19 protein-coding genes and 1 riboswitch are annotated in these 25,733 nt (G+C 48.0%); of the genes, 5 read left to right on the top strand and 14 right to left on the bottom strand.

The window, feature by feature from the left end; translation table 11 throughout:
• Window positions 1-5: 5 nt before the first annotated feature.
• Complete coding sequence (locus JJQ88_RS13870) at window positions 6-470, bottom strand: acyl-CoA thioesterase (RefSeq protein WP_210366646.1); 465 nt, start codon at window positions 468-470, stop codon at window positions 6-8.
• Window positions 471-625: 155 nt separating this feature from the next.
• Window positions 626-809: riboswitch (cobalamin riboswitch) on the bottom strand.
• A 598-nt stretch (window positions 810-1,407) separates the two neighbouring features.
• Between JJQ88_RS13870 and JJQ88_RS13865 the strand changes: the two genes are divergently transcribed.
• Window positions 1,408-1,914 carry a GNAT family N-acetyltransferase gene (locus JJQ88_RS13865; RefSeq protein WP_210366645.1) on the top strand — a complete coding sequence of 169 codons (507 nt, stop codon included), beginning with the start codon at window positions 1,408-1,410 and terminating at the stop codon, window positions 1,912-1,914.
• A gap of 62 nt (window positions 1,915-1,976) precedes the next feature.
• Here the strand turns inward: JJQ88_RS13865 and JJQ88_RS13860 are convergent, their stop codons facing one another.
• From JJQ88_RS13860 to JJQ88_RS13830, 7 genes are all read right to left on the bottom strand, one after another.
• Window positions 1,977-4,340, bottom strand: a complete 2,364-nt coding sequence (locus JJQ88_RS13860; RefSeq protein ID WP_210366644.1) for a sensor domain-containing protein — start codon at window positions 4,338-4,340, stop codon at window positions 1,977-1,979.
• Window positions 4,341-4,565: 225 nt separating this feature from the next.
• Window positions 4,566-5,486, bottom strand: a complete 921-nt coding sequence (locus JJQ88_RS13855; RefSeq protein ID WP_210366643.1) for a 4Fe-4S dicluster domain-containing protein — start codon at window positions 5,484-5,486, stop codon at window positions 4,566-4,568.
• Between the two features lie 32 nt (window positions 5,487-5,518).
• Window positions 5,519-6,352, bottom strand: a complete 834-nt coding sequence (locus JJQ88_RS13850) for a dimethyl sulfoxide reductase anchor subunit family protein (RefSeq protein ID WP_210366642.1) — start codon at window positions 6,350-6,352, stop codon at window positions 5,519-5,521.
• A gap of 21 nt (window positions 6,353-6,373) precedes the next feature.
• A complete protein-coding gene (locus JJQ88_RS13845) occupies window positions 6,374-6,913 on the bottom strand; it encodes a DMSO/selenate family reductase complex B subunit (RefSeq protein WP_210366641.1) in 540 nt (179 codons plus the stop codon).
• A gap of 19 nt (window positions 6,914-6,932) precedes the next feature.
• Window positions 6,933-9,503 carry a molybdopterin-dependent oxidoreductase gene (locus JJQ88_RS13840; RefSeq protein WP_210366640.1) on the bottom strand — a complete coding sequence of 857 codons (2,571 nt, stop codon included), beginning with the start codon at window positions 9,501-9,503 and terminating at the stop codon, window positions 6,933-6,935.
• Between the two features lie 14 nt (window positions 9,504-9,517).
• Window positions 9,518-10,240 (bottom strand): TorD/DmsD family molecular chaperone, encoded by a 723-nt coding sequence (locus JJQ88_RS13835; RefSeq protein WP_210366639.1) that lies wholly within the window; start codon window positions 10,238-10,240, stop codon window positions 9,518-9,520.
• A 16-nt stretch (window positions 10,241-10,256) separates the two neighbouring features.
• A complete protein-coding gene (locus JJQ88_RS13830) occupies window positions 10,257-11,579 on the bottom strand; it encodes a radical SAM protein (RefSeq protein ID WP_210366638.1) in 1,323 nt (440 codons plus the stop codon).
• Window positions 11,580-11,852: 273 nt separating this feature from the next.
• On the opposite strand from JJQ88_RS13830, the gene JJQ88_RS13825 reads away from it, so the two are divergent.
• From JJQ88_RS13825 to JJQ88_RS13810, 4 genes are all read left to right on the top strand, one after another.
• On the top strand, window positions 11,853-13,076 hold the full coding sequence (locus JJQ88_RS13825) for a PucR family transcriptional regulator (RefSeq protein ID WP_210366637.1): 1,224 nt from the start codon (window positions 11,853-11,855) through the stop codon (window positions 13,074-13,076).
• A gap of 18 nt (window positions 13,077-13,094) precedes the next feature.
• Window positions 13,095-15,086 carry a molybdopterin-dependent oxidoreductase gene (locus tag JJQ88_RS13820; RefSeq protein WP_210366636.1) on the top strand — a complete coding sequence of 664 codons (1,992 nt, stop codon included), beginning with the start codon at window positions 13,095-13,097 and terminating at the stop codon, window positions 15,084-15,086.
• Window positions 15,079-15,618: a 4Fe-4S dicluster domain-containing protein gene (locus JJQ88_RS13815; protein WP_210366635.1), complete on the top strand. Its 540-nt coding sequence runs from the start codon at window positions 15,079-15,081 to the stop codon at window positions 15,616-15,618. Before JJQ88_RS13820 ends, JJQ88_RS13815 begins: the two co-directional genes overlap by 8 nt.
• A 120-nt stretch (window positions 15,619-15,738) precedes the next feature.
• The gene (locus JJQ88_RS13810) at window positions 15,739-16,680 is read left to right on the top strand and encodes an endonuclease I family protein (protein WP_210366634.1); all 942 of its coding nucleotides are present in this window, start codon (window positions 15,739-15,741) and stop codon (window positions 16,678-16,680) included.
• A 42-nt stretch (window positions 16,681-16,722) separates the two neighbouring features.
• Here JJQ88_RS13810 and JJQ88_RS13805 read toward each other — a convergent pair whose 3' ends face one another.
• The 6 genes from JJQ88_RS13805 to JJQ88_RS13780 form a co-directional block, all read right to left on the bottom strand.
• Entirely contained in the window at window positions 16,723-18,276 is a 1,554-nt protein-coding gene (locus tag JJQ88_RS13805; RefSeq protein WP_210366633.1) for a SagB/ThcOx family dehydrogenase, read from the bottom strand.
• Window positions 18,277-18,287: 11 nt separating this feature from the next.
• Window positions 18,288-20,234 (bottom strand): TOMM precursor leader peptide-binding protein, encoded by a 1,947-nt coding sequence (locus tag JJQ88_RS13800; protein WP_210366632.1) that lies wholly within the window; start codon window positions 20,232-20,234, stop codon window positions 18,288-18,290.
• Window positions 20,231-22,132, bottom strand: coding sequence for a putative thiazole-containing bacteriocin maturation protein (locus tag JJQ88_RS13795; RefSeq protein WP_210366631.1), 1,902 nt, complete (start codon window positions 22,130-22,132; stop codon window positions 20,231-20,233). The genes JJQ88_RS13800 and JJQ88_RS13795 overlap by 4 nt, the downstream gene beginning before the upstream one ends.
• A gap of 129 nt (window positions 22,133-22,261) precedes the next feature.
• Entirely contained in the window at window positions 22,262-22,543 is a 282-nt protein-coding gene (locus tag JJQ88_RS13790) for a heterocycloanthracin/sonorensin family bacteriocin (protein ID WP_210366691.1), read from the bottom strand.
• Between the two features lie 698 nt (window positions 22,544-23,241).
• A complete protein-coding gene (locus tag JJQ88_RS13785; protein ID WP_210366630.1) occupies window positions 23,242-24,084 on the bottom strand; it encodes an ATP-binding protein in 843 nt (280 codons plus the stop codon).
• A 20-nt stretch (window positions 24,085-24,104) separates the two neighbouring features.
• Window positions 24,105-25,568 carry a replication initiator protein A gene (locus JJQ88_RS13780; protein ID WP_210366629.1) on the bottom strand — a complete coding sequence of 488 codons (1,464 nt, stop codon included), beginning with the start codon at window positions 25,566-25,568 and terminating at the stop codon, window positions 24,105-24,107.
• Window positions 25,569-25,733: the final 165 nt, after the last annotated feature.

The raw sequence follows: 25,733 nt of genomic DNA, 5'->3' as shown, positions 1-25,733 counted from the left end.
CCCTCCTATCTCCTCATTTCCAGTCGGCGGCGCCTTCTTTCTTCTGCTGTCTTGAACAGTTCTTTTTCATCTTCTGTCTGGGGAATGACTCCCGGAACAGCCACAGGATTTCCATCTTCATCCTTTGCGACCATTGTGACGAATGAAGTGGTCGTCAGTGTCCTCTCACCTGTCTCGAGATGCTGGGTTTCCACTTTCACATACACTTCCATCGATGTCCGGCCAGTGGAGATGATGACTGCCTCGAGCACGAGGATGTCGCCGACCTTCGCTGGCGAAAGGAAATTGACCCGGTCGATCGATGCTGTCACAACTGCCTTCCTGCTGTGCTTCATTGCAGCGATTCCCGCAATTTCATCCACATAGGCGAGAATGGTTCCGCCGAAAATCGTGCCCATGTGGTTCGTGTCTGGCGGCAACACTAAATGCGTCTTGAATGTTCTTGAAATATCCGATGAGATAGCTTCCATTTGATTCTTCTCCTTTTCCATTGAATTCTTCTTCCGGGCATGAAAAAAACCCATCTCGTAAAGGATGGGTATGGCAAACGATGATACACGAATAAACCTTTCGACAAGGTGTCTACTGCATGATCCTCGTTTTACCTTCCCAATCCCCGAAGAAGATAACACGCATAAACATGGCAGGTCTCCTGACTTGTGCTTCTTCCTACTTTAAGGCCTTCCCATCCATTGTCAGACAGTGGTCTTTCCTTATTTCGTCAGCACTTACAGTTGCGGGAACAGTCCTGGATTTCCACCAGATTCCCTTTTAAGCCTGCTAGGGGCACCATATTTACCGGCAAATTCAATATATAGTTTAAAATTCCGAAAACGTCACAATATGTCGTTTTCTTACTACTTGATGATATATGAGTTTTTGGGAAAAAACAACTTTTTTATTTTTCTAAACATTCGTTTCTTTTTCCTGGCTTTTAACATGCTCCCCTTCTTTAACAAAGATTTGCTTCCTATCCGAAAAATCGCTGCTTGATGATAATCCCTTGCCATGATAAGGCCTCTGTGTTTTCAATAAGGAATCCAGTTCCCTCCGTTTCTCCCCTCCCCCTTTAAAAAAGGCTGTTTGCTGAATCAACCTTAAGAGAAACAAATAGTTCGTAAGTATTAATTGGAAAAGAATGAGCATGGCTACTGGAAAATGCCAACCATTTTTGTGCGTGGTGATTTCACAATAGCTCATTCAGTGTCTGGTGGAAAAGTTGAGACCCCACAGGCCTTTATGCGCTGCGAAGCCTCAACTCACCCCCAGGAAAGCGGCGACAGAAGTGGAAATCAATCATTCAGTAAAAAGCAACAAAGCTTGCGGAAACAGCTTTTGTATAATGGTGGCGGTACAGGAAGCATTTATCGTATACTTATTTCATCAAATCTGAATCGAGGTGGCCGGATGAAGGTGCTTGAAACGGAGCGGTTGATCCTGCGCTGGGCAGAGACCACGGATGCGGAGTTCATTTTCCAATTGCTGAATGAACCTGGATGGCTGCGGTACATAGGAGATAAGGGAATCAAGACGCTCGAGGATGCTAGGAACTATATTGTGAATGGACCGAGAAAGATGTACGGACAAATAGGATTTGGGCTCTTCGTGGCTGAGCTGAAAGATGGCAGCATTCCAATCGGACTCTGCGGCCTTATCAAGCGGGACGGACTTGAAGATGTCGATCTCGGCTTTGCGTTCCTCGCTGACTCCCAGAAAAAAGGCTATGCTTACGAAGCTGCCCAGGGAACCGTGGGATATGCAAGGGAAAAGGGATTGAAGCGGCTTGTGGCCATCACGACGAAGGACAATGCACCTTCCTCAAGATTGCTTGAGAAGCTGGGGATGGTACTGGAAGATTATGTAACGCTTCCGAATGATACGGAAGAACTGAAATTGTATGCACTTGACCTGTAATGGCGAATAGGATGGCAGAAAAAAAGGAAGCTGGGTTCACATTCCCTGCTTCCTTTTGTTCGTCAGCATGCTTCCTGGGTTTCGAGCAATGCCTGATACTTGCCGTTCTCAATGGCAGGTGAGTAATAGAAGCCCTGGACTTCATTGCATCCCAAGGAATTCAAGAGCTGGATCTGTTCGTTCGTTTCGACCCCTTCGGCGATGACGGCGAGTTTCAGGGTCCTCGCCATCGAAATGATCGTCGAGATGATTTCCGGGTTATCCGAGGAGTTCGCAATGAATGATTGGTCGATTTTCAGGCGGTCGATCGACAGCTTCTGCAGGTAGCTCAGGGAATTGTAGCCTGTCCCGAAATCATCAATGCTGATTTCGATCCCGATATCCCTCAGCACCTGCAAATCGTCATCAATACTGCTTTCACTTTTCATCATGATGCTTTCGGTTACTTCGATTTCAAGGTCGGAGCCTTGCAGGCCGAAATCCATCATGCTTTGGATGATGAAATCGATGAAGTCCTCCTGGTAAAAATGGATGACGGATACATTGACAGACGTCCGGGGTACATGGAACCCTGCTTGTTTCCAGCGCTTTATGCTGCGGAAAACCTCCGTGAACACCGCTCGTTCAAGCTGGATGATCAAGTGTGCTTCTTCCGCGATTGGAATGAAGACTCCTGGCGAAATGAAGCCGTATTTCGGATGGTTCCATCTTACGAGTGCTTCCGATCCGATCACCTGTTGGGTGACGATATTGTATTTTGGCTGATAGTAAACCTGTAAGGATCCTGCCTTGATTGCGTTTCGCAGGTCGTTTTCCAATTCAAGCTGGTTGAATTTCTTGGCATTCATCTCTTTGCTGAATATTTTATACGTATTTGCCCCATCCTGCTTGGCTTCATTCATTGCCACATCCGCATCCTTCATCAAATCTGCAAGATTGGCAGAATCAGATGGGAACCTCGCAATCCCGATGCTCGCCGTGATCAAAAATTCGTAACCATCGAGGATGATCGGGCTCCTGAATCGATTGATGATGGTTTCGGCAAGCTCCTCTGCCATCTCAAGATCTGGAACGATGATCGAGAATTCATCCCCGCCCATTCTCGCGATGAGACAGTCCCTTGCCATGCAGCTGCCCAGCCTTTTCCCGATTGCCCTGATCACCCGGTCGCCAAAGAAATGGCCAAATGTATCATTGATCCGTTTGAACCTGTCAAAATCGATATACATCAGGGCAAATTCCTGCTGCCTCGCTATCAGCTCCTGGATTTCGAGTTCGAGCCTGCGCTTATTCGGCAGGTTGGTCAAATCATCGGAATAAGCCAGTGATTTGATAAGGGCATCGGACTTTTTCTCGTTTGTGATGTCTTTGACGATTCCATAGACGCCAATGACTTTTTGGTTGATGATGATTCTGACGGCTATGATTTTCACATCGACAACAGCGCCATCTTTGATGACAGCCACGGAGTCAATCGTATTTAACTCTCCGTCAAGAATGCTTTTGAAATGACTTTCCACTTTTTCCAGTTCGGCGTTCACTTTTAAGAGAGCAGTGAAACTGAGACCGATCAGCTCTTTTCTCGAGTAACCCGTGAATTTCGATGCTTCCCTGTTCGTTTCGAGGATCGTGCCATCGCTTGATACCCAGAATACTGGGTCGGGATTATGGTTGAACAGAGACAGATAGGACTGGCTCTTCTTTGCCAGCATCCCCTTGAAAAATGAATCGGGAACGAGCATCAGGATGACATTCGCTGCGATGACAAAGGCAAAGGGCGTCAGAAAAAGCAATTCCTCATTTGAAGGGAATAGATTTTTCCCGAAATCCAGCAGCGAAACCATCACGATGAATGGAATCCCGGCGAGCGAGATGCCGACCGAAATCTGCCCGGCAACCTTCCAATTGGAGATCCCTGGATCTGTTTCTTCATTCGTGACCTGGCTCAGGAACCTGAGAATTGATAAAGAACTTCCAAGTGCCAGGACGCTGGTGATGGCCATCAGGATCGGCGTCACCCTGATCGAGTCGCTGAATAGGAAATAAAACGCGATGTAATCACCCGCTAAAATGGAAAACGCTACGGCAGCACTTGAGTAGAGATGCTGCTTCATATCCGAAAATGGCTTCTGGGCCACCTTCAAGGCGATGTAAGAACCGAGCAAACAGAATAGGTAATGAATGGCAAAATAGTATGAATGCTTGTCTGAAATGGAAAGCGATACCGACTGGATGATAAAAAGGTGCGTTAGCCAGAAAGTAAACGCAAGTATGGATGAATAACCCGCGTTTTTCCTTGCTGAATAGCCAGTCTTTCTGAGTTTCCTGCTGAATTGGGTTCCGAGCACACTGCTTATGATGGATAAAACGACCGTCAGCGCAATCGTACCCTTGCCAAAGTAATCAAAATGAGAAGCATCAAGCATGCCAAAATCCCCCTGAAACTTGCACTTGGATGTCCCAACATCTGCTGTTCGTCCACAGTTCATATTGTTAATTCTACTATCGACAAAATTCGAGCAATTTTAATAATGCCAAGCTTACTTTTTTTTCAAATTCCAATTTTCTTGCTTATCTTTCCAGCGAAAATGAAAGGAGAGCCCCAATTCCAGAGCTCCCCTTTCCGAATATGATCCGGTCCGCATCAGGACTCAGCATATATTACTCCTCAGGTAACCTTCTTTACGGTTCTTGCAGGTCGGGCATTTTTCATCGTTCTGTTGCAACGTCTGGAAGGGTTGTTCACAATCCGCGCAGGTTTTCTTGAATAATTCAAGCGCGTGTGTCCCCGCGTTCTTTATCTCCCTCTCCAGCGTGATAGCCTGTTCCGGACAAGTATCCGTGCAGAGGCGGCACCCTGTGCAGGACTGCGGCGATATGGCGAAGCTTTCCTCCATTATGGTGAAGCAATTCTTCGGACATAGCGCCTCGCACGCCTTGCAAAGGGAGCATGTCTTGCTCTCAATGACTGGTTCATAGAATTGGCTGTCTGGATAATAGCTTGCCAGATTCAAGCTGGAGTGGTTGAACCTCCACCTGGCAGGTGTGACCTCTCTTACCAAGCTTTTGCCTTCTTTGCCCCAAAAGGTGAACAGCTCCCTTCTGGTATAGGCTTCCTCTTCCGTCATTGGCTCAGATGATTCCTTGACGGTATATGGCTGTTTCCCTAATTGGGCGAGCATGCGATTCGTTTCAGCTATTTTATCCGGCCATTCCGTATCCGTTTTTTCCGTTAGGACAATGGAGGTGAGTCCCTTAGCACGATAGATGAGCAGTTCCTTGACTGAGTATCTTTCCTGCTCCTGGACGATCAATTGATTGTCCAGGAAGTTCCTCTTCGGAAAGACCCCTTCGATCGCCTGCACCGGGCATGCCATCATGCAAAGTCCACATTCCGTGCATTTTTCCGTGTCGATGGATGGTTTGCCATCCTGAAGAGCCATCGCTCCCTCGATTGGACAGGCGTCGGTGCACTTGCTGCATGTTGCTCTCGTGCTTTTCTCCTTCACACAGCCATCGGTCACCTTGAATTTGTAGTCCAGGCTTTCAAGCCAGTTCCCGATCATCCCCATCGAACTCACCTCCATTCAGTCATTTGCTAAGCTTAGGATCCCAGGACGTAGAACACATATCTGCTCATGCCTTCTGCGAGAATGAAGACAAGCAAAGCACCAAAGATCAGAGCATAATTGATTTTTTGCCTGCTGCTGAGAGCCATGTATCCCAACAGGGCAAGTCCCGCCATCTCGATTACCCAGCGGAAACCAATCATGCCTGAATAAGGGGCAAGCTTGGCTGCCGCAGTTACGCCTGTGATCAGTTCTACTTCAGGTGTGTAAGCGGAGAACATCGCCGCGCCGATGATTTGGATGGCAATCCCGAATACGCTGAAGATGAAAGCGTACTTTATGATTTCTTTCATCGATTCTTTATTGACTGACTTCAGGAGCAGGCTAGCTGCCAGTACTGGTCCGAGCGCGAAAGCTGTACCGTAGAATACAACGTAGGTGTTCAAGTGGTCCCAGCCATTCACCCGTGTCACTGCATAGGCGGTTGCCATGGCATAGATCGCGATCAATCCTACAAAGCCTGTCACAAGGAGCATCGCCGGACTCACTTTCTTATATACAATTGCCATGCCTGCCACAATACAGAGCAATGCGATGAAAACGCCCGTCAGCACGATTTCATTGCTCATCCAGGAACGCCCGAATCCCCGAAGGGCATTGAAGGCGTTGAGAGGGGTGCCAAGGTGGAAGAATGAACCTGCCAGGCCGACAATCGCCACGGCAGCCATCGTGACTAGCGGCACCTTCATGGTACTGCCCAGATTTTCCTTGCTTTTTGCCAGTTTCGTGTAATAGAACCAGAGAAACAGGATTCCTCCAACTGTAGCGGGAACCGCTACGGTAAAAATCAATAATGGCCATTCATGCATTTTTATTCCCTCCTCATATCCTTATTGTTTTCCTGCGATTACCAGGTTCGGTTTCGTGATCGAAGAACTTGGCAAGCCTTTGATATCAGCATTTTTCCCATATTTCTTGCGGAGCTCGTCAATTGGCCCGAACTCAATGGCCCGCATGATGCAGGAACTTACACATACAGGGTCTTCCCCTTTTTCCCGTAAGTCGATGCAGGTATCGCATTTAGTCATCTTGCCTGTCTCTTCATTGTACTGTGGGGCGCCGTAAGGACAATTCCACTCACAATATTTACAGCCGATGCATTTGTCCTGGTCTACAAGGACAACCCCATCTTCCTCTCTTTTGTGCATTGCGCTGGTCGGACAGCCTATCGCGCATGCCGGTTCGTCACAATGGTTGCATGAAACCGAGACGTGCCACAGGGCAGGATTGGGGAACGATCCTTCTTCGAAATCATAGACCCGCCTGAAGTTCCTGCCGACTTCCAGATTGCTCTTATCCTTGCACGCTACCGTACATGTCTTGCAGCCGATACATTCTTTGACATTTATATAGAAACCCATTTGCGCCATTATTTACACCCTCCTTCTATTAAAACTTGATCACTCGCTGTGGCCATTTGACGTCTGCCTCAAGAGGCTTTCCAGTCCATTTTTCGACATTGCATCGAGCGAGGTTGAAACCGGATGATCCAAGTCCCTTAGGAATATGAGGAACAAACAGGTTATCAGCTCCTGCCCGGTCGATTCCAGTTTCCTCATCGATGTCGATCCAGGCTCCATGCGGAAGTCCGATTGTTCCTGGCATGATCGTTTCGGTTACTTTTGCCGGCCGTAATGATTTCCCGAATTCATTCGACATCAGGACCGTATCTCCGTCTTTGATTCCGATTTTCTTGGCATCCTTGCTGCTGATATAGACTGGGTTCGGCCACGCTTCGCGCAATTGCGGAACGTTATCGAACGTGCTATGGGATCGCCTCAAGTAGTGAGGATTTATGATTTGATAAGGATACTTCCCTTTTTTCTTCGTCTTCCAGTCCTCGAAGGTAGACTCATAACCATGTACCTTTGGTTCATATACCGGGATTGGCTGGATTTCTGAATAGGCTGTTTTCGACATTTCATTGATCGCTTTGCAATAGATTTCAAACTTCCCGCTTTCGCTTGAGACAGGGTTCGCTTTTGGATCATCGATGAAATCTTTGTAGGCGATAAAGCCGAAATTGTCACCTTTTTTCCTTGGAACTTGATAAATTCCCTGTTCGATGAATTTCTTCAAAGGAATCCGGCCTTGCTGAGGTTTTCCTTCAACCCCCATCTCCTTGATATCCTTTGCGGTGATCGTGCACAGTGGTTCGTAATCCACGCCATTATCCTTCACCACCATGCTGCCTGCCAGCTGATTGAAGTATTGCTGTTTTTCAGACAACGGGAAGATTTTCTTCGGTTCGATTCCCATTGCCTTCAAAAGCCCTTCAGCTATTTGCTGGTCTGTTTTCGACTCGTATAAAGGTTCGATGATCTTTGACCAGGTAATCAGGATTTCGCGGTTTCCTCCTGTCACTGCGCCTTCTGTCTCCCATTGAGTCGCAACTGGAAGGACGATATCCGCGTATTTCGCGTTAGTCGTCAATACGTAGGCATTCGCCACTACGAATTCCACCTTCCGATGGGCTTCGATTCCTTTTGCAATGTTGCTCCGCGTCTGCAACGTATTGTTGTAGTTATGGTAGATGAATTGGATATTCGCCTTGCGCTCGCCTTCATATCGCTGAAGGAACTTGCCATCCAGTACCGCATCCCAAATTTCATTCTCGTTGATGCTGTTGTCGATTGGATTCTCGATTGCTGGCGTACCTTTAGAACCGGCTGTGAGGAGCATCGGTCCCATGTTGCCCGCGTATTCCCAGCAGCTTACGCCCGTCATGTTGCCCGGGCTTCCCATATGGCCGGTCATCATTCCGAGTGCAGAAAATGCCTGGACCCAGCCTTCCCCGTTGCTGATACGTGCAGGCGACCAGCCTGTCAATAAGGCGACACGCTCTGTCCCGCCGATTTCACGGGCGATTTCCCGGATCTTGCTTGGCTCGATGCCGCAAATCTGGGCTGCCCACTCAGGTGTTTTCGGCTCATGGTCGTAAGTCCCCAAAATGTAATCCTTCAGGTTTTGTTTCGGATCAGCGCCTTTTGGCATATGGTCCTTATCGAAGCCAACTGTGTATTTATTGAGGAAATCCCACTTTACCAATGGATTGGTGGCAGGGTCATCCTCGTCGAGCAGGGTGTACATGATGCCGAATGCAAGTGCGTCATCTGTTCCAGGCCTGATTGGCACCCAATCCGCTTCAAAAACGCGGGCTGATTCGGAATACATCGGATCGATGGAAATGAACCTTGCCCCGGCTTTCTTTGCTTGTAAATAGTTGTAAGTAACACTTCCCATTGTGCTCCAGGCCGGATTCGCACCCCAGAGGACGATCAGCTGAGAATTCCTTAAATCGAGGCGGTCGTTGATGCCATTGACCATCAGACCTTCGCCGACGCCCATCTGCTCCCAGATCCATCTCCAGGCTCCCCATGAAGAGCTTCCATAACAGGCTGAGTAGCCGCCGGCCGCTTTCATGACATTCGTGATATTCACGTCGCCGCCAGTGACCAGGATGGCTTCATTGCCGTATTTGTCTATGATTCTCTTTGTCTCTGAAGATACAAGATCGAAAGCCTCATCCCAGGAGATACGGACCCACTGGTCACGGCCCCGGAGTTCTTTTTTTCCTCCGCCTGGCGCCCAATTCTTCCTTTTCATCGGGTACTTCAGCCGGTCTGCGCTAAACACCTGTTTCCGCTGCGAACGGCCCCTTAAGCAGCCGCGCTGTTGCGGGAAGTCCGGGCTGTCCTCATGGGTATCATCCGTTTTTTGGCGGATGACCACTCCATCTTTCACGAGTACCTTGTTCAGGCAGCGGCTGCCGCAGTTATGCCAGCATGCAGCTGTTTTCCAGACCTCTTCCCCGCTGCTGTCCGGATTCCCCGAATCTGCTTTGGCGATCAGCCCGCGGGACACTGGAATGGCCGTTGTTGCCGCGACGGCCGAAGACCAGCCGATGAATGATCTTCTCGTCATCTTGAAATCTTTTATTTTTTGTATGAGATCCAACATGTTTGACCCTCCTTTTAATTTTGGATGATTTCTATATTCATAAGTTCTTCAAGAACTTTTGAATCCATGATGATATAGTGGTTCAGGATTTCCGCCATCCCCCTGAAAAAGTCTGTTTCGGCATGCTGGATGACTTTCTCCGTGAATTGAGGGACGAACTTGCTAAGATGCCCGCGGATGAAATCCTGCTGCTCCTTGAGCAAATACATGATTTCCGGAATCGCATTGGCATTTTCCGCATCAGCGGACTTGATGCAAAGGGCATTCAAGTGATACATGAAGTCGAGTTCAAGTCCGATATGGTCATCGGCTTCAACATTGAATTCAGCCGTCTCGTACCCATATTTCTTATAAAGCTTCCTTGCCTCCATCGTTGTCTGCTGGAACAGCAGCTGGTCCTTCCTGACATAGAATGACTCCCACGGGGGAGAAGGAAGATCGAAAGGTCCAATGAATAATCTTGTGAAGTCCCAGTGAAGATCCTCAAAATGCCTGTCAATCTTATGAGGGGCGAATTCTCCCAGGTGTGCTTTGACTTTTTCCACTCCCTCCATGATCCCTGCGGATTCTTCCTTGAATGGGAACAAGGATATCAAATTATTTTCCACAAACAGAGTTACATACTCCCTTGTTGGTTCTTCGATGAAAAATCTCCTAAGGATGTCGTATGCATATTCCCTCGCGCGGAATAAGTCCACCAGATCCTCCAGCTTGATGGCCTGCTTTGCTGCTTCCATGTACATTCACCCTTTCTTATTTTTCCTGGTCATGCAAAAATGCTTCTGACGTTGTCCTTTCCAGTTGGACTTCCCTTATCTGGCGCTCCCCCTGATCCAATTCGACGACATTGGACGAGATGAGTACTTCGAGGTTCCTGTTCTTTAAAATAGGGAGGGCTTCCAGAGAAAATTGAATGAAGTCATATTCATCGTTCTCGATAAAGGCTTGTTTCTTCTTTTCCAGCTGCTTTTTGACAAAATTCCGGTCTTTGCCGAAAGCTTTTACAGTCTTGAAATAATAATCCTCCGAGGAGAAGGAATACGTCGGGTCCAGCTTCTCGTCATGGTTCTGCTGGTAAATTTGCCCGGTGAATTTATTTTCAAGTGAACAATAATGGACTCCGAGCTTCAAATTTTGATCGATTGCGAATTGGACAAGTTCATAACAGAGCTTTTCGCTTTCGGCTACGGCCAATCCGCCTGCATACCAAAAATTGTAGTAGACATCGTAAGGCGGGTTCTTCAGCATGAAGCCTCTATCCTTGAACGCCTGGGCGTTTCCGAGCGGGAAGCAGAATTCGAGGAGATTGATCCCGAATACACCAATCGCGTCCAGAGCGAGCAGCAGCTCTTTCATTTCCTCATCTGTGCCTGGGATCACCGGCATCTCTACGAGAACATCCCGGATGTATCTTTTCGCTAATTCAATCTTCCCGATAATGTGCTTCCTTTTCTGTGGAGAGTCTTCCAATTTGACGCTGAAGCGGATTTCATCCAACCCTGCTGCCTGCAGCTCCTGGAGGATTTCCTCATTTAACAGGTCGCCAGCGGTATACAATCTTGTATGGATTTGCGGGGCGCGCTCGTTCGCCAGCTGAAAGAAAGCCAATGCTTCCTTCGGGTGCAGCAACGGTTCCCCTCCTGTCAGGGCCAGATGAGTAAGATTGACCCCATTGTCAAGCAGGGTCTCCAACTCATGCCCCGCATTTCTCTGGTTATGGAGATAAAACTGATAGTCATCCTGGTTTTTGTTAAAGCAGAAGTAGCAATCTCGGTGGCATTTCAATGAGACAAAGCTTGTATAGCTGCCGCTGCCAGTCTGGCATGCTTCACAAGCACTCGAAATCCGCTGGTTGGATATAACACTCTTTCCGCTATTCCTGAAAATCGCGCCGCTGTTCTTTAAGCGGCTGATATGATTTTGTTTGATTTCCTGATCTGGCTGTTGTTCGAATGGAACGCCAAATCGCTCAATATGATCCTTGGTTGCTTCTTCAATCCCGGAATAGATTGCCATATAATCAAGCAGCGACTGATTCTTGCGCACTGTCAAACCTTGCTCTCTGGATGTTTTCATTCCAACCACCTTCCCTCTGGTCAGCTTTGGCTGTATTCGACTTTCTACTTTGTGAAGTTTTTCACTATATATTTATTATAGATGTAAATTCACCGGGTTTGTATGGACACGGTGAACCAATATAAGGGGTAATTTTTGTACTTCGGATACATATGGATGTTACGGAAATGTGACGTTCTACCTTTTACGGTTCTGTGACATTCATTGAGTTAACGGCATTACTGGGATAACATGAATTTATAAGCTCTATCTAGTGGAAAGGATTTGGTTCACATGGAACAGACTTTGCATATTCCCAGCATCGTAAATGAATTAATCATTTCATCACAAAAAGGGATCGATGAGTTGTCCCGAATTCTTTCCTCGCTGCTTTCAGTTCCAGTACTGGCAACAGACTCATATTATCAAACTCTTGCCTTTTCTTCTCCTGATCCTGAAGGGAGCCTGGGGACGATTTTGGCGATCCAGCAGCTTGACAGGAAAGAACATTCACCTATTTCCTATTACCAGATCACAACGGTTGACGATGACCTGTACGCCTGCGGCACACCGATTGTGCATTCCGGCAATTTGGCGGGCTATCTCTTCATAATGGATGGCAAGGAACCGGACGAACGCGGCGCTGACCGTTCCATCCTCCTGTTCGCCGCTTCCTTAATCGCATTGCAGCTGAATAATAAGATCGAATTGAGGAAGGAAAAACTCAAATTCAAAGAGCCGTTCCTGTTCGATCTCTTGTATGGGAACATAAAACAAATAGATGAAATCGTTGAATACGGGAAGGTATGGAAGTGGAACCTGGCACTGCCGCAGACAGTGATGGTCTTTTCGCTGCAGGACTTCAACCATCTGTCAACCGATAAGAAATTGATTGATAAAATCCTTCATATTATTGAAAGGAAACTGCAGGAGAGAAATATCGAACCAATCACAATGGCAAGAGGCTCACAGGTGACAATGATTGTTTCCCATGACGATAAAGCGCCAGGACCAGCGCTCCGGAAATTGATCGAATCGTTTGCCAGGGATATTCTTGGCCATTTAAGAGTCATCCACCCTGAACGGGAGTTTTCCTGCGGAATTGGGAAAACGTATGCGAAGGCAACAGAACTTTTCAGGAGTTTCCAGGAAGCGAAAGTCGCATTGGAGCTTGGTGAACTGCTGGAGATCGAGGTACCGTTTTTTTCCGATTTAGGCCTGGAAAGAATCCTATATAAGCATGATCTTCAAGAACTTAAAGAATTCTTTGATACAACATTAGGGCAACTGGCCATTTATGATCAAAGCAATCAGACGGAACTGATGGATACCTTGAAGGCATTCGCCGAGAATCAATTCGACATCACTGTGACCTCCAAGGCATTGTTCCTTCACCGCAACACTTTACGCTACCGTTTGAAAAAGATCGAGGAAATCCTCCATTATAAGCTGGATGATCTGGATACCAAATTGAATATTAAAGCAGCCTTCAAGATCAAGCAGTTAAGGAAGCTTTAATGAGAAAAGGTGTTAAAGATGAAAGATGGAATCTATCGAAATACTTGTCCAAGGAACTGTTATGGAACTTGCGGAATCCTTTCCCATGTGAAAAACGGGAGACTGATGAAAGTTACCGGCGACCCTTCCCATGGGTATACTAAGGGGAAGCTATGCGCAAAAGGCTATGCCTCGACGCAATTCGTGTACAGCCCGCACAGATTGAAGTACCCTATGCTGCAAACTCCAAGAGGATCCGGGAACTGGAAGCGGATTTCCTGGGATGAAGCGTATACGATCATTGCCGAAAAAATGATTGAACTGAACAAGCGTTATGGCTCCAATCTTGCTTCAGGCTACAATAAATACTCTGGCAATCTCGGAATTTTGCATTATGCAACGGAAGGGATGTTCAACAGCATCGGCCCGCATACGAAGCCATTCGGAAATCCATGTGCATTGTCAGGGAAGAATGCGATTGAACGATCTTTTGGCGGGAATTTCAGTTCGGTACCAGAACACATGGCCAATGCGAAGCTCATTGTCCTTTGGGGAGCCAATCCTGCCGTCACGAATGTCCACCAGATGAAATTCATCTATGAAGCACGACGCAAGGGCGCCAAACTGGTCGTGATCGACCCGATTTTCACGCAGACTGCCCAAAAGGCGGATCTGTATATTCAGATCAAGCCGGGATCCGATATGTGGCTTGCCCTGGGAATCGCCAAATATGTGTTCGAGCAGAAACGGGACCTTCAGGATATCCAATCTGAAGGCTGGATCGACTACAGGAACTATCTTGAATCCGAGCTTACGATGGAGGAAGTTTGCGCAGAAACCGGCATCGTGATGGAAGCCCTGCTGGAAATCAGCGAACTCTACGCTTCCCACAAGCCTGCGGCAACCTGGGCCGGACTCGGCATCCAGCGCAATCGGCGCGGCAGTGACAGCATCGAAGCCATCAATAGTCTTGCCGCACTTACTGGCAACCTTACATCCGAGTATGGCGGACTCTACTATATGCACTTTGATGTCGACGACTTCCCTTTGAATCTTTTCCATTTCAAGGGGCCTTCCCACCCGGATATCCCCGAGTCAAGGGTCGTCGATATCAGTGATTATGCCAGCAATGCCCTGCAGTTTACCGACCCTCCTTTGAAACTGTTATGGATTGCGTCAAGGAATATTTTTACCCAGGACCAAAACCTGAATGCCTGGAACAAGCTTTTCGATCAGTTGGAATTGATTGTCACGGTTGATTTGTTTTTAACGAAGACCGCGATGCAATCCGACCTCGTCCTCCCTGCTGCGACCCACTTTGAAGAGGAGGATTTGAACATTGGCTATTGGCATTATTGGCTGGCCATCAATCAGCGGGCCATCCCGCCTTATCACGAAGCAAAAAGCGACCTGCAAATTGCCAGGGATTTGACAAGAAAGCTCAATGAGCTGGCCCCTTCCTTTTCCAATTTCCCTTTCGAAAAGGAACCAATTGACTGGATCAAGGAAGAACTGACACCCGAAGTGATGAAGCAGTACGGGATTAGGCAGCTGGACGACCTGTATGAGGGAGCGATCCATAAAAAAGACATCCCGGTATTCTCTGATTTTGAGGATAGCTTCCGTTTTTATTCCCCTGGAGACATGGAAGATTCGGACAGCGGCGGTGAGTCACATGAATACAAATTGATCACTCCCCAGTCCTTGCTTAAGATCCATTCCCAATATGAGTGGCTTTCGTGGCTGAATCAGGAAAAAAATGAGTCCGTCATCGAAATTTCGAAAGCCGCCGCCCTCGAGAATGGGATAAAGGAACAAGAAAAGATAGAACTTTTCAATCACGATGGAACCATAACCGGGATCGCCAGGATCAATCCCTTCCTGCCCAGGAACCTTGTATTGGCCCGCCAGGCAGGAGATAATCCGATCAACCAGCTGATAAAACAAAAGGAACGGCGCGACAAGGACACTAGTACTTATTTTTACGACAGTATGGTCAGCTTGAGGAAATGGAGGGGACAGAATGTTTAAGCAAATGGGATTCAGTTTCAACGCAGATGATTGTATAGGCTGCAAGGCGTGCGAGATTGCGTGCAGGAACGAGAATCAGACCCCTTCGTCGATTCGCTGGAGGAGCGTGAAACGGACAGGCACCGGACAGTTCCTGTCCGCCTCCTGCTTCCACTGCGACAGCCCCGAATGCTTCCGGGTCTGTCCGGAGCGGGCCTTCACAAAAAGAAGGGACGGGATTGTCGAAATCGACGAAAGCCTTTGTTCAGGCTGTCAATTATGCCTTACTGCTTGTCCTTACCATGCACCGCAATACAATCCGGAAACACAGAAGGTCAGCAAATGCCAGATGTGTTATCCGCGCCAGGATGCCGGTCTGCTTCCTGCCTGTGTGGAATCCTGTACGACAGGCGCGCTCTCGATCGTCGACCTGGCCAAGTTCTCCCATCCGGATGCAGTCCGCTCCATTCCTGGCTTTCCTGATATTCACATAACAAGCCCTTCCGTTGTTTTTTATCCAGCGAAACCAAGGAAAAGATATTTCCTGAAATAAAGCGGAAGCCCTCCATCCGGGGAGCTCCCCTTCTTTTACAGGCGGCATTCTACACTTCCATTGCCCAGGTATAAAGGGTAAAATAACCAGTATATCATTCACCAACTGGAGAGTGTCAGAATGTCCAAGAAGAAGAAACAGAAATGGCAGAAAGCACAATGGAAACATCAACTCGATCCCTCGGACATCAAGAACCTGCTGAGGATTCTGCGTGAGAACCGCCGGAAAATCAAGGATAATCGAGAGCTCTATTATGACGGGGAGCTTGATTTGGCCGATCGGGAGGAATATTACCGGGGAACGGCAGGTTCGGAACTTGAGGGTCTTGCGCTTTATTATAAATACCATTCGCTCGTCCATCGGACCCACCGGAATGAAATCCCTTACTTCCTCAGCAAGGACCTATATTTATACACCTGGGTGGATTTGCATCCTGATGGGTCGGCTAAAAGCATCTATTCATCAAAAAAAGAAGATCCTGAGGCATTGATCATTGAGGATGATGAAACCATCCGGAAAAAATACGATAAGTTAAGGCAGCTTTCGCACAGGGTGCAGCTGTATGGTTTCGATTCACTGAACGAACTGAAGGCATTTGAAGAAAGTTTCAAGATGAATACGGAGCATGTCGTACCGCAATCGTGGTTTGGCGGCACAGAACCGATGAAGGGTGATCTGCACCATCTGTTCATCTGCCAGCCGGAGTGTAACATTGCCCGCTCCAATTATCCATATGCAGACTTTGACTTTTACAATCCGGAACAAGATGAAGAACCCGTCAAAAATGATTGTGGGGTGAGTACAGGCTTCCTGTTCGAACCAGAGCATGGGAAAGGAACAGTCGCCCGGGCGATGCTTTACTTTTTCCTGCGTTACCAGCGGTCCATCAAAAGGGAATTCAGTGTCCGGATCGATGTTCCCCTGCTCAAACGCTGGGCTGTCGAGTTCCCGCCAAGCCTGTACGAAAAGCATCGCAACCAGGCCATCTACTATATCCAAGGAAACCGCAATCCGTTCATTGACTTTCCTGAGCTCGCGCATAGGATCCGGTTTCCATTATGAAAGGAGCCGAGTATGCAATCGGCTCCTTTCCTTGATCCTTCCTTAACTCAGCAAACTCCCTCTTAGCCACGGTTTCGGCCTGTAATGCCCGATTGGAATCTGGATCAGGCTGGTTTGGCCTCTTGAATCCAATTGGTATAGGCCATCACTTGCCTTTGCGTCGAATCCGAGCAAGGGATGGCCTCCGAGCCCGACAGCCGATGCTGCTAACAGAAGCTTCTGCATCATAATCCCGGCTTCCATCTGCAGGACGCGATAGCCTCTGTACCCTAATTCATTTTTGTAAAAATCCCTGCTTCCGGCAATATGGAGGCAAATCGGGACCTGCAGCAGATTGACATTATCCATCGACAGGCCATGCTGCAAATCGAGACGGAAATCCCCTGGCTCGATCAGCCTCAATTCGCGCTCTGTCGGATCATACACATACGCACCATCCGCCAGTCCATCGATATTATGGAAACAGCCGTAAATTTGGACGCGAGGGAAGCGGCTGCCAAAAGGAAGATCATCCAGGTCATTCCTGTATGAAAAAGATTGCTGGAGCAAAAGGGCCAATTGCTGCTTGCTTACCTTGCCAAGAACAAAGTCCATGCCTGGTGAAAACCTGTTTCTACACGCGTTGGCGAGATCGTATGCCAAGGACCCGGCTGGAGGGAGAGCAGCAGTCCGTCCTTCCTTTGGAATACCTGCCCTGCTCTTGATTTTTTGAAAAGAACTTGGCGATTCCATCATCGATGCTTCATTCATTGCTGACAGCATTGGATGCTCTTTGGTTTTAGGGGAACGGTCAAATTCTCCGGGATGGATTGGCTTTATTTTCCTGGTGGTATCCTCAGCTCCTACGGCGCTTTGGCTGGTGGACCAATTTGTCGCCTCGACTGATAGCGGGATGACTGAATAAACACTCTCCTGTTGTGGATCAAGACCTAATAAGTGATTGACCGCAGCGTCGATGAATTGGAAGTACACCCCTGATTCGAAACCAAAACGATGAGAGGTCTCAAGAAGCTGGCCAATCACACCCCCGGTATCGAGCCCCTGTAGCCGGTAGGCAAAGTTATTGTATTTGAAAAAGTTTTTCCAAAAACGAGTCGAGATGAAAACTGTGCCAAAGCATGATGGCAGATCGCAGCGATTGCCAAGGGCCTGCGCCAGATCTTGGTCGAAATCTCCTTCCCGAAGCAGGACGAGCTGATGCTGCGCTGCATGATAATGGTAGATGCCTTGTGGCAAGCCATCTATTTTCAAATATATATACAGTTCGTTTGGATACAGCGCCCCTCCGGAAGGAACAAACCGCCGGTAGGAGTGCAGCGGAGATCCGTCAGGAGAGCTCTCCTGTTCCCAGGAGTGGCTTACTTGCGTGATCCCATATACGTACCAGAGAAAATGACCGATTCTGTCCTTATCCGGCCGTTCAGCCGGCCCGCCATCGGCCAGCGTCAATGGGATTTCCCCAGTTAGCGGGATGACGGGCATATCCCTGTACAGCTTATATGGCAGCGGAGCGGCCTCCCAATCTGTTTCCCAGTTTGGCTCGTTCGCCTGATCGATATCGAATTGAAGATCATGAAGAAAAGCTTCCAGATTCATTTCTGACCTCCTTAAGGAAACGGATGCGGATGCTGGTTAAGCTGTTCAGCCGTCAACGGCTGCTTGGTATACCCCAGTTTCATCGGCACAGTCAGTGCCCTTTCAAGCCCGGTCAGCCTTGTCAGGTGGTAGCCGAATGTCATCGGCAGCATGCCGGGAATCAATACTTTTACACAAAACAAGCCATTTTTCCTTGTTTCTGGCGTTGATTGGTCTACCACGATCACATCCAATCCCAGCATTCTGAATTCATTGAGGATATCCCGTAAATCGTCTGTCAGGTCCGAGTGATCCGTATTCCACTTGAATGCTTCTCTGAAAGTTTGCGTTGGACGATGGTCCTCAAGCAGGAAATGAAGCCGTTCTTCCGCCTGCGGCAAGCCATAAAGCATCCCATGGTCATCCATCTGGCGGACCAAAGCAGGATCGTCAAGCATTCTCGTATACTCTTGCTTGTTAGCTTCAAACTTTTCGTCAAGGCTTCCCATCATGCCGGCGAGTTCGTAAACCGCACTCTTCACTGCCCTGACCGGGTCGAGGTGGGCGCCCGCTGCGCAGATCAGATTCAATCCATGGTCCTTCCTATTTTTCGCCATTGCCCAAATGCTTGGTATACCGTGCTCCATCGTCGAATTGTACAGATGCAACTCATACCCGGCTACTTCGTGCATCCTTTCGATCATCAATGCCAGTTCTCCATCCCCAGCTGAGAGCGGGTCAAGCCGCGGCAGGCTCAGTCCAGCATACCAGGTCAGCAGGAATGAGTCCCGTTCTACTACCTCCATGATTCCATAAAATATGGCCTCCTCCAAACTCCCTCCAAGCGCGCAGCCATTGGAAGTCTCATACACGAAACCTTCGGAACGATCACCCAGGCTATAATAAGCAAGCAGCTCCGGAACAAGTACAGGACGCTCTTCCAGGAATGAGTAGCCCCAGACCCAGTCAATTGGCTGTTCAGGGTTGAATGGTTGAAAAGGAAAACCGGGCTTTTCGTATTGCTCTTCTGCATGTACCCCTGCCTTAAACGGATTGAGCGCCTGGCCTTCGAGGTTTCGATAGCAATCGCGGACCACTGTCCGTTTGCCCCGGGGTTCCAGTCCGCAATGCCTTTCAAGGCCTTCGAGAATCGCCGTCAATTCACTTTCCGCATAGGATACAGTCCTTCCCGCTGTTCCTTCATCCCCTGAAAACATTGGAAGATTGACACTCGCATCGGCAAATGGCGTGACCGGGTCATACATTCTGCCGTTAAAAAGCCCTGTACGGTTATCCAGGTAGTCTTTCATCAGGTTTTTTTTTAGGTCATCCAGTGAGGTGCAGCGGAAACTTCCCTGGCCGATTTTCGGGCTAGGCTCAAGCGAAATTTCAGCCAATCCAGGCGAATCATCCGGTATTTGGCTGCACACCCTGCACAGCGAATCCGGCAAGAAAGAGTGCCAGGAGCTTTGCAGTGTCTTCAAATCAGTCAGGCATAAGTGCCCAGCCGTCCGGGGCTGTTCACCATTTATTATCGTCTTTGTTTCTTCCGCTATCAGGATTGCCAGCTGATACAGTCCCGTTTTGGAGGCCCATGGGTCGCTTTTCCTTCCTCCTTCCGCGGCAAGCTTGCTCCGCGCCTCATACATTTCCTTCCGCTCCTGGCCCCCAAGAATCAACCTAAGGTCCGCACATTGGGAGCATCCAGGTGTGTCCGATTGGACTAGCGGCCCGATGACCCCTTCCCCAAAAGATACGAATCCCCGGAGCCACGCAACGCCTTTCTGCCTCATCACTTCTTCTGCCTGCTTGTGGATCGCAGGATTCCAGGCGTCATCCAGTACGAGGGCCAATTCCGCATTCACCGGGAACCCTTTTTCAAAATCGGCCTGCCGGGCGACCGGGAAATGGGCTGATAAGTTTTCACCCACGAGATTTGCCAGCATACCTTCTCCTATTATCACCACGAAAGAACTCAATTCCATTCCTCCTCTCGCAGCAATACCGCAAACACCCCTGCCAGTTCCTGTCTGAAAGCAGGCTCGATGTTAAGCTCGTAAACAGCCAGCTTTTTCTGATGGTTCTTTAACACTTCAATGGCTTCCGATATTGTTTCTGAGTTGGCGCTTTCCCCGTACGCGGGAAAATTGGCGACCGGCAATTCTTTTTCATCGAAATTGATAAATGGATCATCAAACGGCCGTGCTGGCGCTGATTGGTTCTGGGCCGTGCCAAGGGCATTCTTCAAGACGTTCCTTAGTGCCAACGTGGCGTTCAAGCCAGCAGAAGCAAACCAGCCATCCACTGTTCTTGCCCATACTACAGGAAAACCGCTCACATCTTCCCCGAACCCGATCGCCGGCTCCTTTCCCATCGTTGCCAGCGCATCCAGATAGAAACGGGATCGCTCGTCTTCCAGACTTCCTACTTGAACTTTCGTAACGACTGGTTTCTGCAGGCATTCCAATTCTTGGGATAAGCATTGCTGGAGTCCGCGGGCCACACATTCCGCCAATGTCTCCCCGGCACCGATGCCGATAAAACGATTTGAATCCTTAACAAACAAAGTGGCGATCCTGGATGAATAGGTTTCGATTCCTGCGAGGGCTGCTTCCCGTCGTACTTCCTGATGTGTCATACCAGAACATACGATTTCAGGAAGCAGTTCAGCCGGTCCATCGGATAAGGGGTCTACCGGCTGAACCCTGCACTGGGCTAAAGGCAGCTGCTTCAGATCCCCCTCATCCCATACGTGGAAAATCCCCGTTTCCTTTGATGTAAGCAGGCTGAACCGCAGCAGCAGTTTGTCTGGTTCCGCCTTTTCCCTGGCTTGCTGCAGCTGTGTTTCCAGGTTCTCAACCAGATTTGCGGTTACTGCCCCTGTCTCTAAAGGATGGGGTGCAAAGGAATGCCATCTTCCCTCGAGCGTTTCGACATCGAGAAGATAGATTCGATTTTGCTCGTCTTTTTTTGTTATACCGGTGACTGTTTTGAACAATTCAAATACCATGACATTCGCCAGCAGCGCACCTGGAATGAAGGAATCTGCGGGGGCAGGCCGGTCTTTCACCAACGCGGGGCGATGAAGTCGCCGCCATGCAGACTCCCAGCTTGAACCCGAGCCGGGACTCACGATCGGTCCTGCTATACCAACATGCCCGAGGCATACGGCCGGCATGAAATGTATTTTTTCTTCTTCGCAAATGGTTTGGAATTTCCTCACTTCAGCCAAATTTCCGTGCTGGGCCACAAATAAGACCGAATCAAAAGGCTGGATCAGCTTCTTCCAATCATTTTTCATCGGCTCCATCTCGATTACCTCTGCTTCTGCGTCTGTTTTTCGGACATGGGTGAGGATATAGTCTATCCTCTCGCGGTTGGTTGGACCGTCTTCCGTGATGGCCACATGCAGCTTTTTCAACCCAGACTCGAACAACGAAGAAACTAATGAATTTAAAAAAGGACCTGAACCTATAGCCAGCACGTTTGAATTGCGATAGGCTTCGAACCTTGCCGCACCAGATCCAGCGAGGCTGTCGACAAACTCAATCTGTGGTGCATAGGCTTTGCGCACCTGCTCCGGCAATTGGTGCGGTTCGTCCTGGGTGACATCCCGAACAAACCCATTTCCATAAAGGACTTCCGCGATTTCGAATATCCGATCCTGATAGGCAACGGGCAATCCAGCCGTCAGCATTTCCAAAGTGTGCTCGCCGTTGAACATCGGCAGCAGCTTTTCCACCCACTGGTCAATTCCATTGCCATTCATGCGGAACGAACACGCATTGTTTCGGAAATAAACCCCGCTATCGGGCTCCGGGAGATAAAAAGTGTCCCGATTCACTTTGAGACGCATAGAGGGTTTTAATTTTGCCATTCTGATCCTCCTTAGCTTGCCTTGCCTGATTAGTAGCTGTCTTTAACATCGTATGTATTCCAATTTGTCCGTTATGTCTTATCAAAAGAAGAAGAACCCCTGCTGGAAATCGCAGGGGTTCCTTTGAAGCTATACCGTTCCACGATGGCAGCGCCCACAGCCTCCGCATCTGCCGCAGCCTCCGCAACGGGCGCATCCACCACAACGGGCGCACCCTCCACAGCCGAAACAGGAATAACAGCTATAACAGCTGTAACATCCATAACAGCTATAGCAACGTCCAAATCCGCCAAGCCCTAGAATAAACCGCTCATCATCTGAGTAATATTGGCCCTGATCCCAGGTAACAGGTTGCGTTGCCTGGAACTCGCCAACATTCAGCCTTTGCAGCTCATTTTGAAAATCATTCATCATCATCGACATAACCTCCCTATCTTTTTTAAAAAGGGCAGAAGCCAAGCTACATACCCATTGAGCGTACATCAACAAACTTCTGTATCTCATGTGGCTGCAATGGAATTTATAAATACTCCCAATCAATTTATGTAGGCTAGGCGGGCTTTGCTACTGATACAAGAGCCTAATTTTTAAGGCTATGGTAAATTTGACTGTTGGTTTCCACTTCAGAGCTTCAACGGACAGAAAGTCTTAGTGCCGGCTTTGCCGCAGGGCGCGGCGGTTTTAGTCGGCCGCTTTCCGCGGTCGTGCCGGGGTGCCTCTTCTCCGTTTTGCGTTTCCGGATCCCTCTCCCGTACTCCCCCAGGACACTGAATTAGCTTCTGTGAATAGACCACGCACAAAGAAAATGCCTTAATCATGAATGTATGTGTGAGTGAATTGGCTCTTGTCTGTTGATTGAGATAGGCGATGACTGATGCTTTGCGAACAAAGGGCATTATTTCCGAGCTTGGATGAGCGCGCTGCCGAGTGTAAAAGCATCCCTTTCACTTTCTGGACCTGGGGGCGGTTTTGGGGAATCGCGGAGATGCCATTCTCGCATTTTTGATCGGTTAACTTAGTATCATTCGCAGCTTTTCGCCTTTATTCCCTTTAGACGATGAATGACACAAAAAACGCTGTTGAATCCCAACAGCGTTTTCAGGTGAGCATTATTCTTCCCCTTGATTTTCACGATCTTTCAACAGTTGCTGCATCAGCTTCTTGCGGCGGTAGCTTGTCGTCAGTTCGATTTTGATATAATCTTCATAGTCGAGCCGATCGAGGATACGGTCGACAATTCGCTTTGAATATGTTCCTTCGAGGTCAAGCAGGTCGATATTGCTTGTGAAGATCGTGTTCTTGCCCATCCGGCTGTTCAGGATGGAGAACAGCCTTTCCTGGACCCACTGGTTGTTGAATTCAGCGCCAAGGTCATCGATTACCAGAAGGTCGACCTCCTGAAGGACCTTTAGGAATTCTCCTTCAGTTTCTTCGCTGTTTTTTGACCATGTGTCCTTGATGATCCGCATGATCTTATCCATTTCCAGATAGATGGAATGGAAGCCTTTCTTCTTGATTTCTTTATGGATTGCGATGGCCAGATGGCTTTTCCCTACTCCTACATCACCGTAAAAATAAAGCTTTCTTCCTTTTTCGGGATTGAAATTCTTTACATAGTCCAGTGATTTTTTCAGCGCTTCGACTTGCGATTTGTCTGCAGAGTAATCAAAATTCCGGAGGGTCGCATGTTCCAGGTCCGGATTCTGTGTTGTGTAGCGGTCATATTTCTGGACCTTCATCTGGAGGTATTCTGCCTGTGCCTGTTTCGCCACGTCGCATAGGCATTCTGTCCATTGTGTGTGGACTGTTTTTGTTCCGTCCTTTGCAATCTTGGTCGTCTCCCGCAATTCCAGCGTCTCGTTCCCATGCGGGCACAGCTTTGTTTCCAGTACGCGCTGGCTGAATCTTGTATTGCCGAAGCCTTCGTTCAAGACATCCTTCAAGCTTTTCACGAATCTTCACCTCTATCCTTTCAGTCCTCTAAATCTTTGAGCAGTTCTTCCAACTCTTCGCCCATTCTCTCGTACTCTTCTTTTTCCTCTTCGGATAAGTTAGCGATTGATCCTTCGGTTTCTTTCATATTCACCAGTTTTTCCAGCCACTCTTGTTTAGAATAATCCTTCTTCTCGTCTTTTTCCCTATTTTCCTGCTTTCGAGCCTTCTTCGGCTTGCTTTCATCTTCCTGGATCCAGACTATCGCATTTTTAAAGAAACCATTAACACTATAGATTTCCTGGTCCTTCATGAACAACCGACGGAATGCTTTTTCAAAAATCGTATCAGGCAGCTGCCCTTCCTGGTCCTGATAGATGGTATTGATCACCCGCAAATTGTTGACGACCAGTTCATATCGCTCAGGAAAATGCTCAAGGGCTTTCTTCATTTCCTTGTAAGTAAACTCTTTCAAATGATCCGGCAAAGCGAATAGTTTATGGGTGACTTCATCCTGAAGTTTTTGTTCCCTCTCAAAAATATACTGGTTTTCTACTATTTTTTCAAAAAAAGTATGGAATCCTGCCATTTCTCCGTTTTCAACGTCATAAAGGCTGAAAGACTGATCCAATAGCATATTAAAACGGTCCATCGTCAATTTCAAATGCGTCTTCTGCTGTGACAGGATCGAAAGCGAGAATCGGTTAGCATAATGCAAATATTCGACCAGGTCGAAATGCTTGTACATGATCAGCAGTGTATCATCGTTGAACAGCCGGATCAGCGACTGATCGAAAATGCGCTGGCCATTCTTCATGTAATTCAATGCTGCGATTTTTTCCTCGTCATAATCCCCATCAGTGGATTCTTTCGGCATTTCGTTAATGCTGGAAGTATTGATGATATTCTGGTAAGCCTCGCTTATATAATCCATCGTCAGCAATTTTTTCGGATTTTGCATGATGCAGACAGTGTAAAGCTCGCTGACAAGGTCATCGTGCTTCAGGTTATGTTTCCTGATAAATGCCTTTAACATGTCGGCATTCTTCTTGCGAATAACGTCTTTGGGAAGTTCCTCAGGCTCCTTTGCTGTCAGGGAGGTGATATATTCATCCATTTTCCTGATTAATTTCTCCTGATCCTGGCGAGAATGATGGATCCTGCTCTCATCCATGTTCGGTTTGATCAGATAATACCTCACCAGTTTCGGGATTTCTGTGGTGCTGTAATCAATCAGGCGGAATCGGTGCAGTTCCTTCAGCAGTTCCAGATTGATGACGTCCTTACTGATCTGGTCAAGAAACCTTTGCGGATGGTAAAAGTAAACCCTTCCTGACTCCGGCTCTATCCATCCAGCCTGATAAAAAAATGTTTGCAAATCATAAAGGATAGACCATGCGATTTTTGCTTCAGCGGAAAGGTCCTGAAATTGTTCATCAAGCATCAGGCTTTTCGGCAAATAAAAATGATGGCTCCATAGGTCCTGTTCTCGAAAGTAGTTCACTAAAAATCACCTGTCTTATTGAACTTTAAATACGTGCAAATATATGTTCTTTCATTATACCATTTTTGCTTGTTTCTTCTGAATTGTTATTAATCCCCGATTGAAACAGATGGGTAAACAATCCTGCTATCCTGTGCTAGACTGTTTTTAATGGTAAAAATTTGC

The organism is Bacillus sp. REN3 (assembly GCF_017912555.1).
GTDB lineage: Bacteria > Bacillota > Bacilli > Bacillales > Cytobacillaceae > Mesobacillus.
Note: the sequence above shows the minus strand (reverse complement) of the source record. Positions and strands in the feature narration are given on the sequence as shown.

Bases quoted from the DNA above. Each gene is read 5' to 3' on its own strand.
- JJQ88_RS13850 (WP_210366642.1), bottom strand. From the start codon at position 6,352: ATGCATGAATGGCCATTATTGATTTTTACCGTAGCGGTTCCCGCTACA.
- JJQ88_RS13870 (WP_210366646.1), bottom strand. From the start codon at position 470: ATGGAAGCTATCTCATCGGATATTTCAAGAACATTCAAGACGCATTTA.
- JJQ88_RS13790 (WP_210366691.1), bottom strand. From the start codon at position 22,543: ATGAATGATTTTCAAAATGAGCTGCAAAGGCTGAATGTTGGCGAGTTC.
- JJQ88_RS13805 (WP_210366633.1), bottom strand. From the start codon at position 18,276: ATGAATCTGGAAGCTTTTCTTCATGATCTTCAATTCGATATCGATCAG.
- JJQ88_RS13840 (WP_210366640.1), bottom strand. From the start codon at position 9,503: ATGTTGGATCTCATACAAAAAATAAAAGATTTCAAGATGACGAGAAGA.
- JJQ88_RS13820 (WP_210366636.1), top strand. From the start codon at position 13,095: ATGAAAGATGGAATCTATCGAAATACTTGTCCAAGGAACTGTTATGGA.
- JJQ88_RS13815 (WP_210366635.1), top strand. From the start codon at position 15,079: ATGTTTAAGCAAATGGGATTCAGTTTCAACGCAGATGATTGTATAGGC.
- JJQ88_RS13855 (WP_210366643.1), bottom strand. From the start codon at position 5,486: ATGGGGATGATCGGGAACTGGCTTGAAAGCCTGGACTACAAATTCAAG.
- JJQ88_RS13865 (WP_210366645.1), top strand. From the start codon at position 1,408: ATGAAGGTGCTTGAAACGGAGCGGTTGATCCTGCGCTGGGCAGAGACC.
- JJQ88_RS13795 (WP_210366631.1), bottom strand. From the start codon at position 22,132: ATGGCAAAATTAAAACCCTCTATGCGTCTCAAAGTGAATCGGGACACT.
- JJQ88_RS13830 (WP_210366638.1), bottom strand. From the start codon at position 11,579: ATGAAAACATCCAGAGAGCAAGGTTTGACAGTGCGCAAGAATCAGTCG.
- JJQ88_RS13825 (WP_210366637.1), top strand. From the start codon at position 11,853: ATGGAACAGACTTTGCATATTCCCAGCATCGTAAATGAATTAATCATT.
- JJQ88_RS13810 (WP_210366634.1), top strand. From the start codon at position 15,739: ATGTCCAAGAAGAAGAAACAGAAATGGCAGAAAGCACAATGGAAACAT.
- JJQ88_RS13835 (WP_210366639.1), bottom strand. From the start codon at position 10,240: ATGGAAGCAGCAAAGCAGGCCATCAAGCTGGAGGATCTGGTGGACTTA.
- JJQ88_RS13845 (WP_210366641.1), bottom strand. From the start codon at position 6,913: ATGGCGCAAATGGGTTTCTATATAAATGTCAAAGAATGTATCGGCTGC.
- JJQ88_RS13860 (WP_210366644.1), bottom strand. From the start codon at position 4,340: ATGCTTGATGCTTCTCATTTTGATTACTTTGGCAAGGGTACGATTGCG.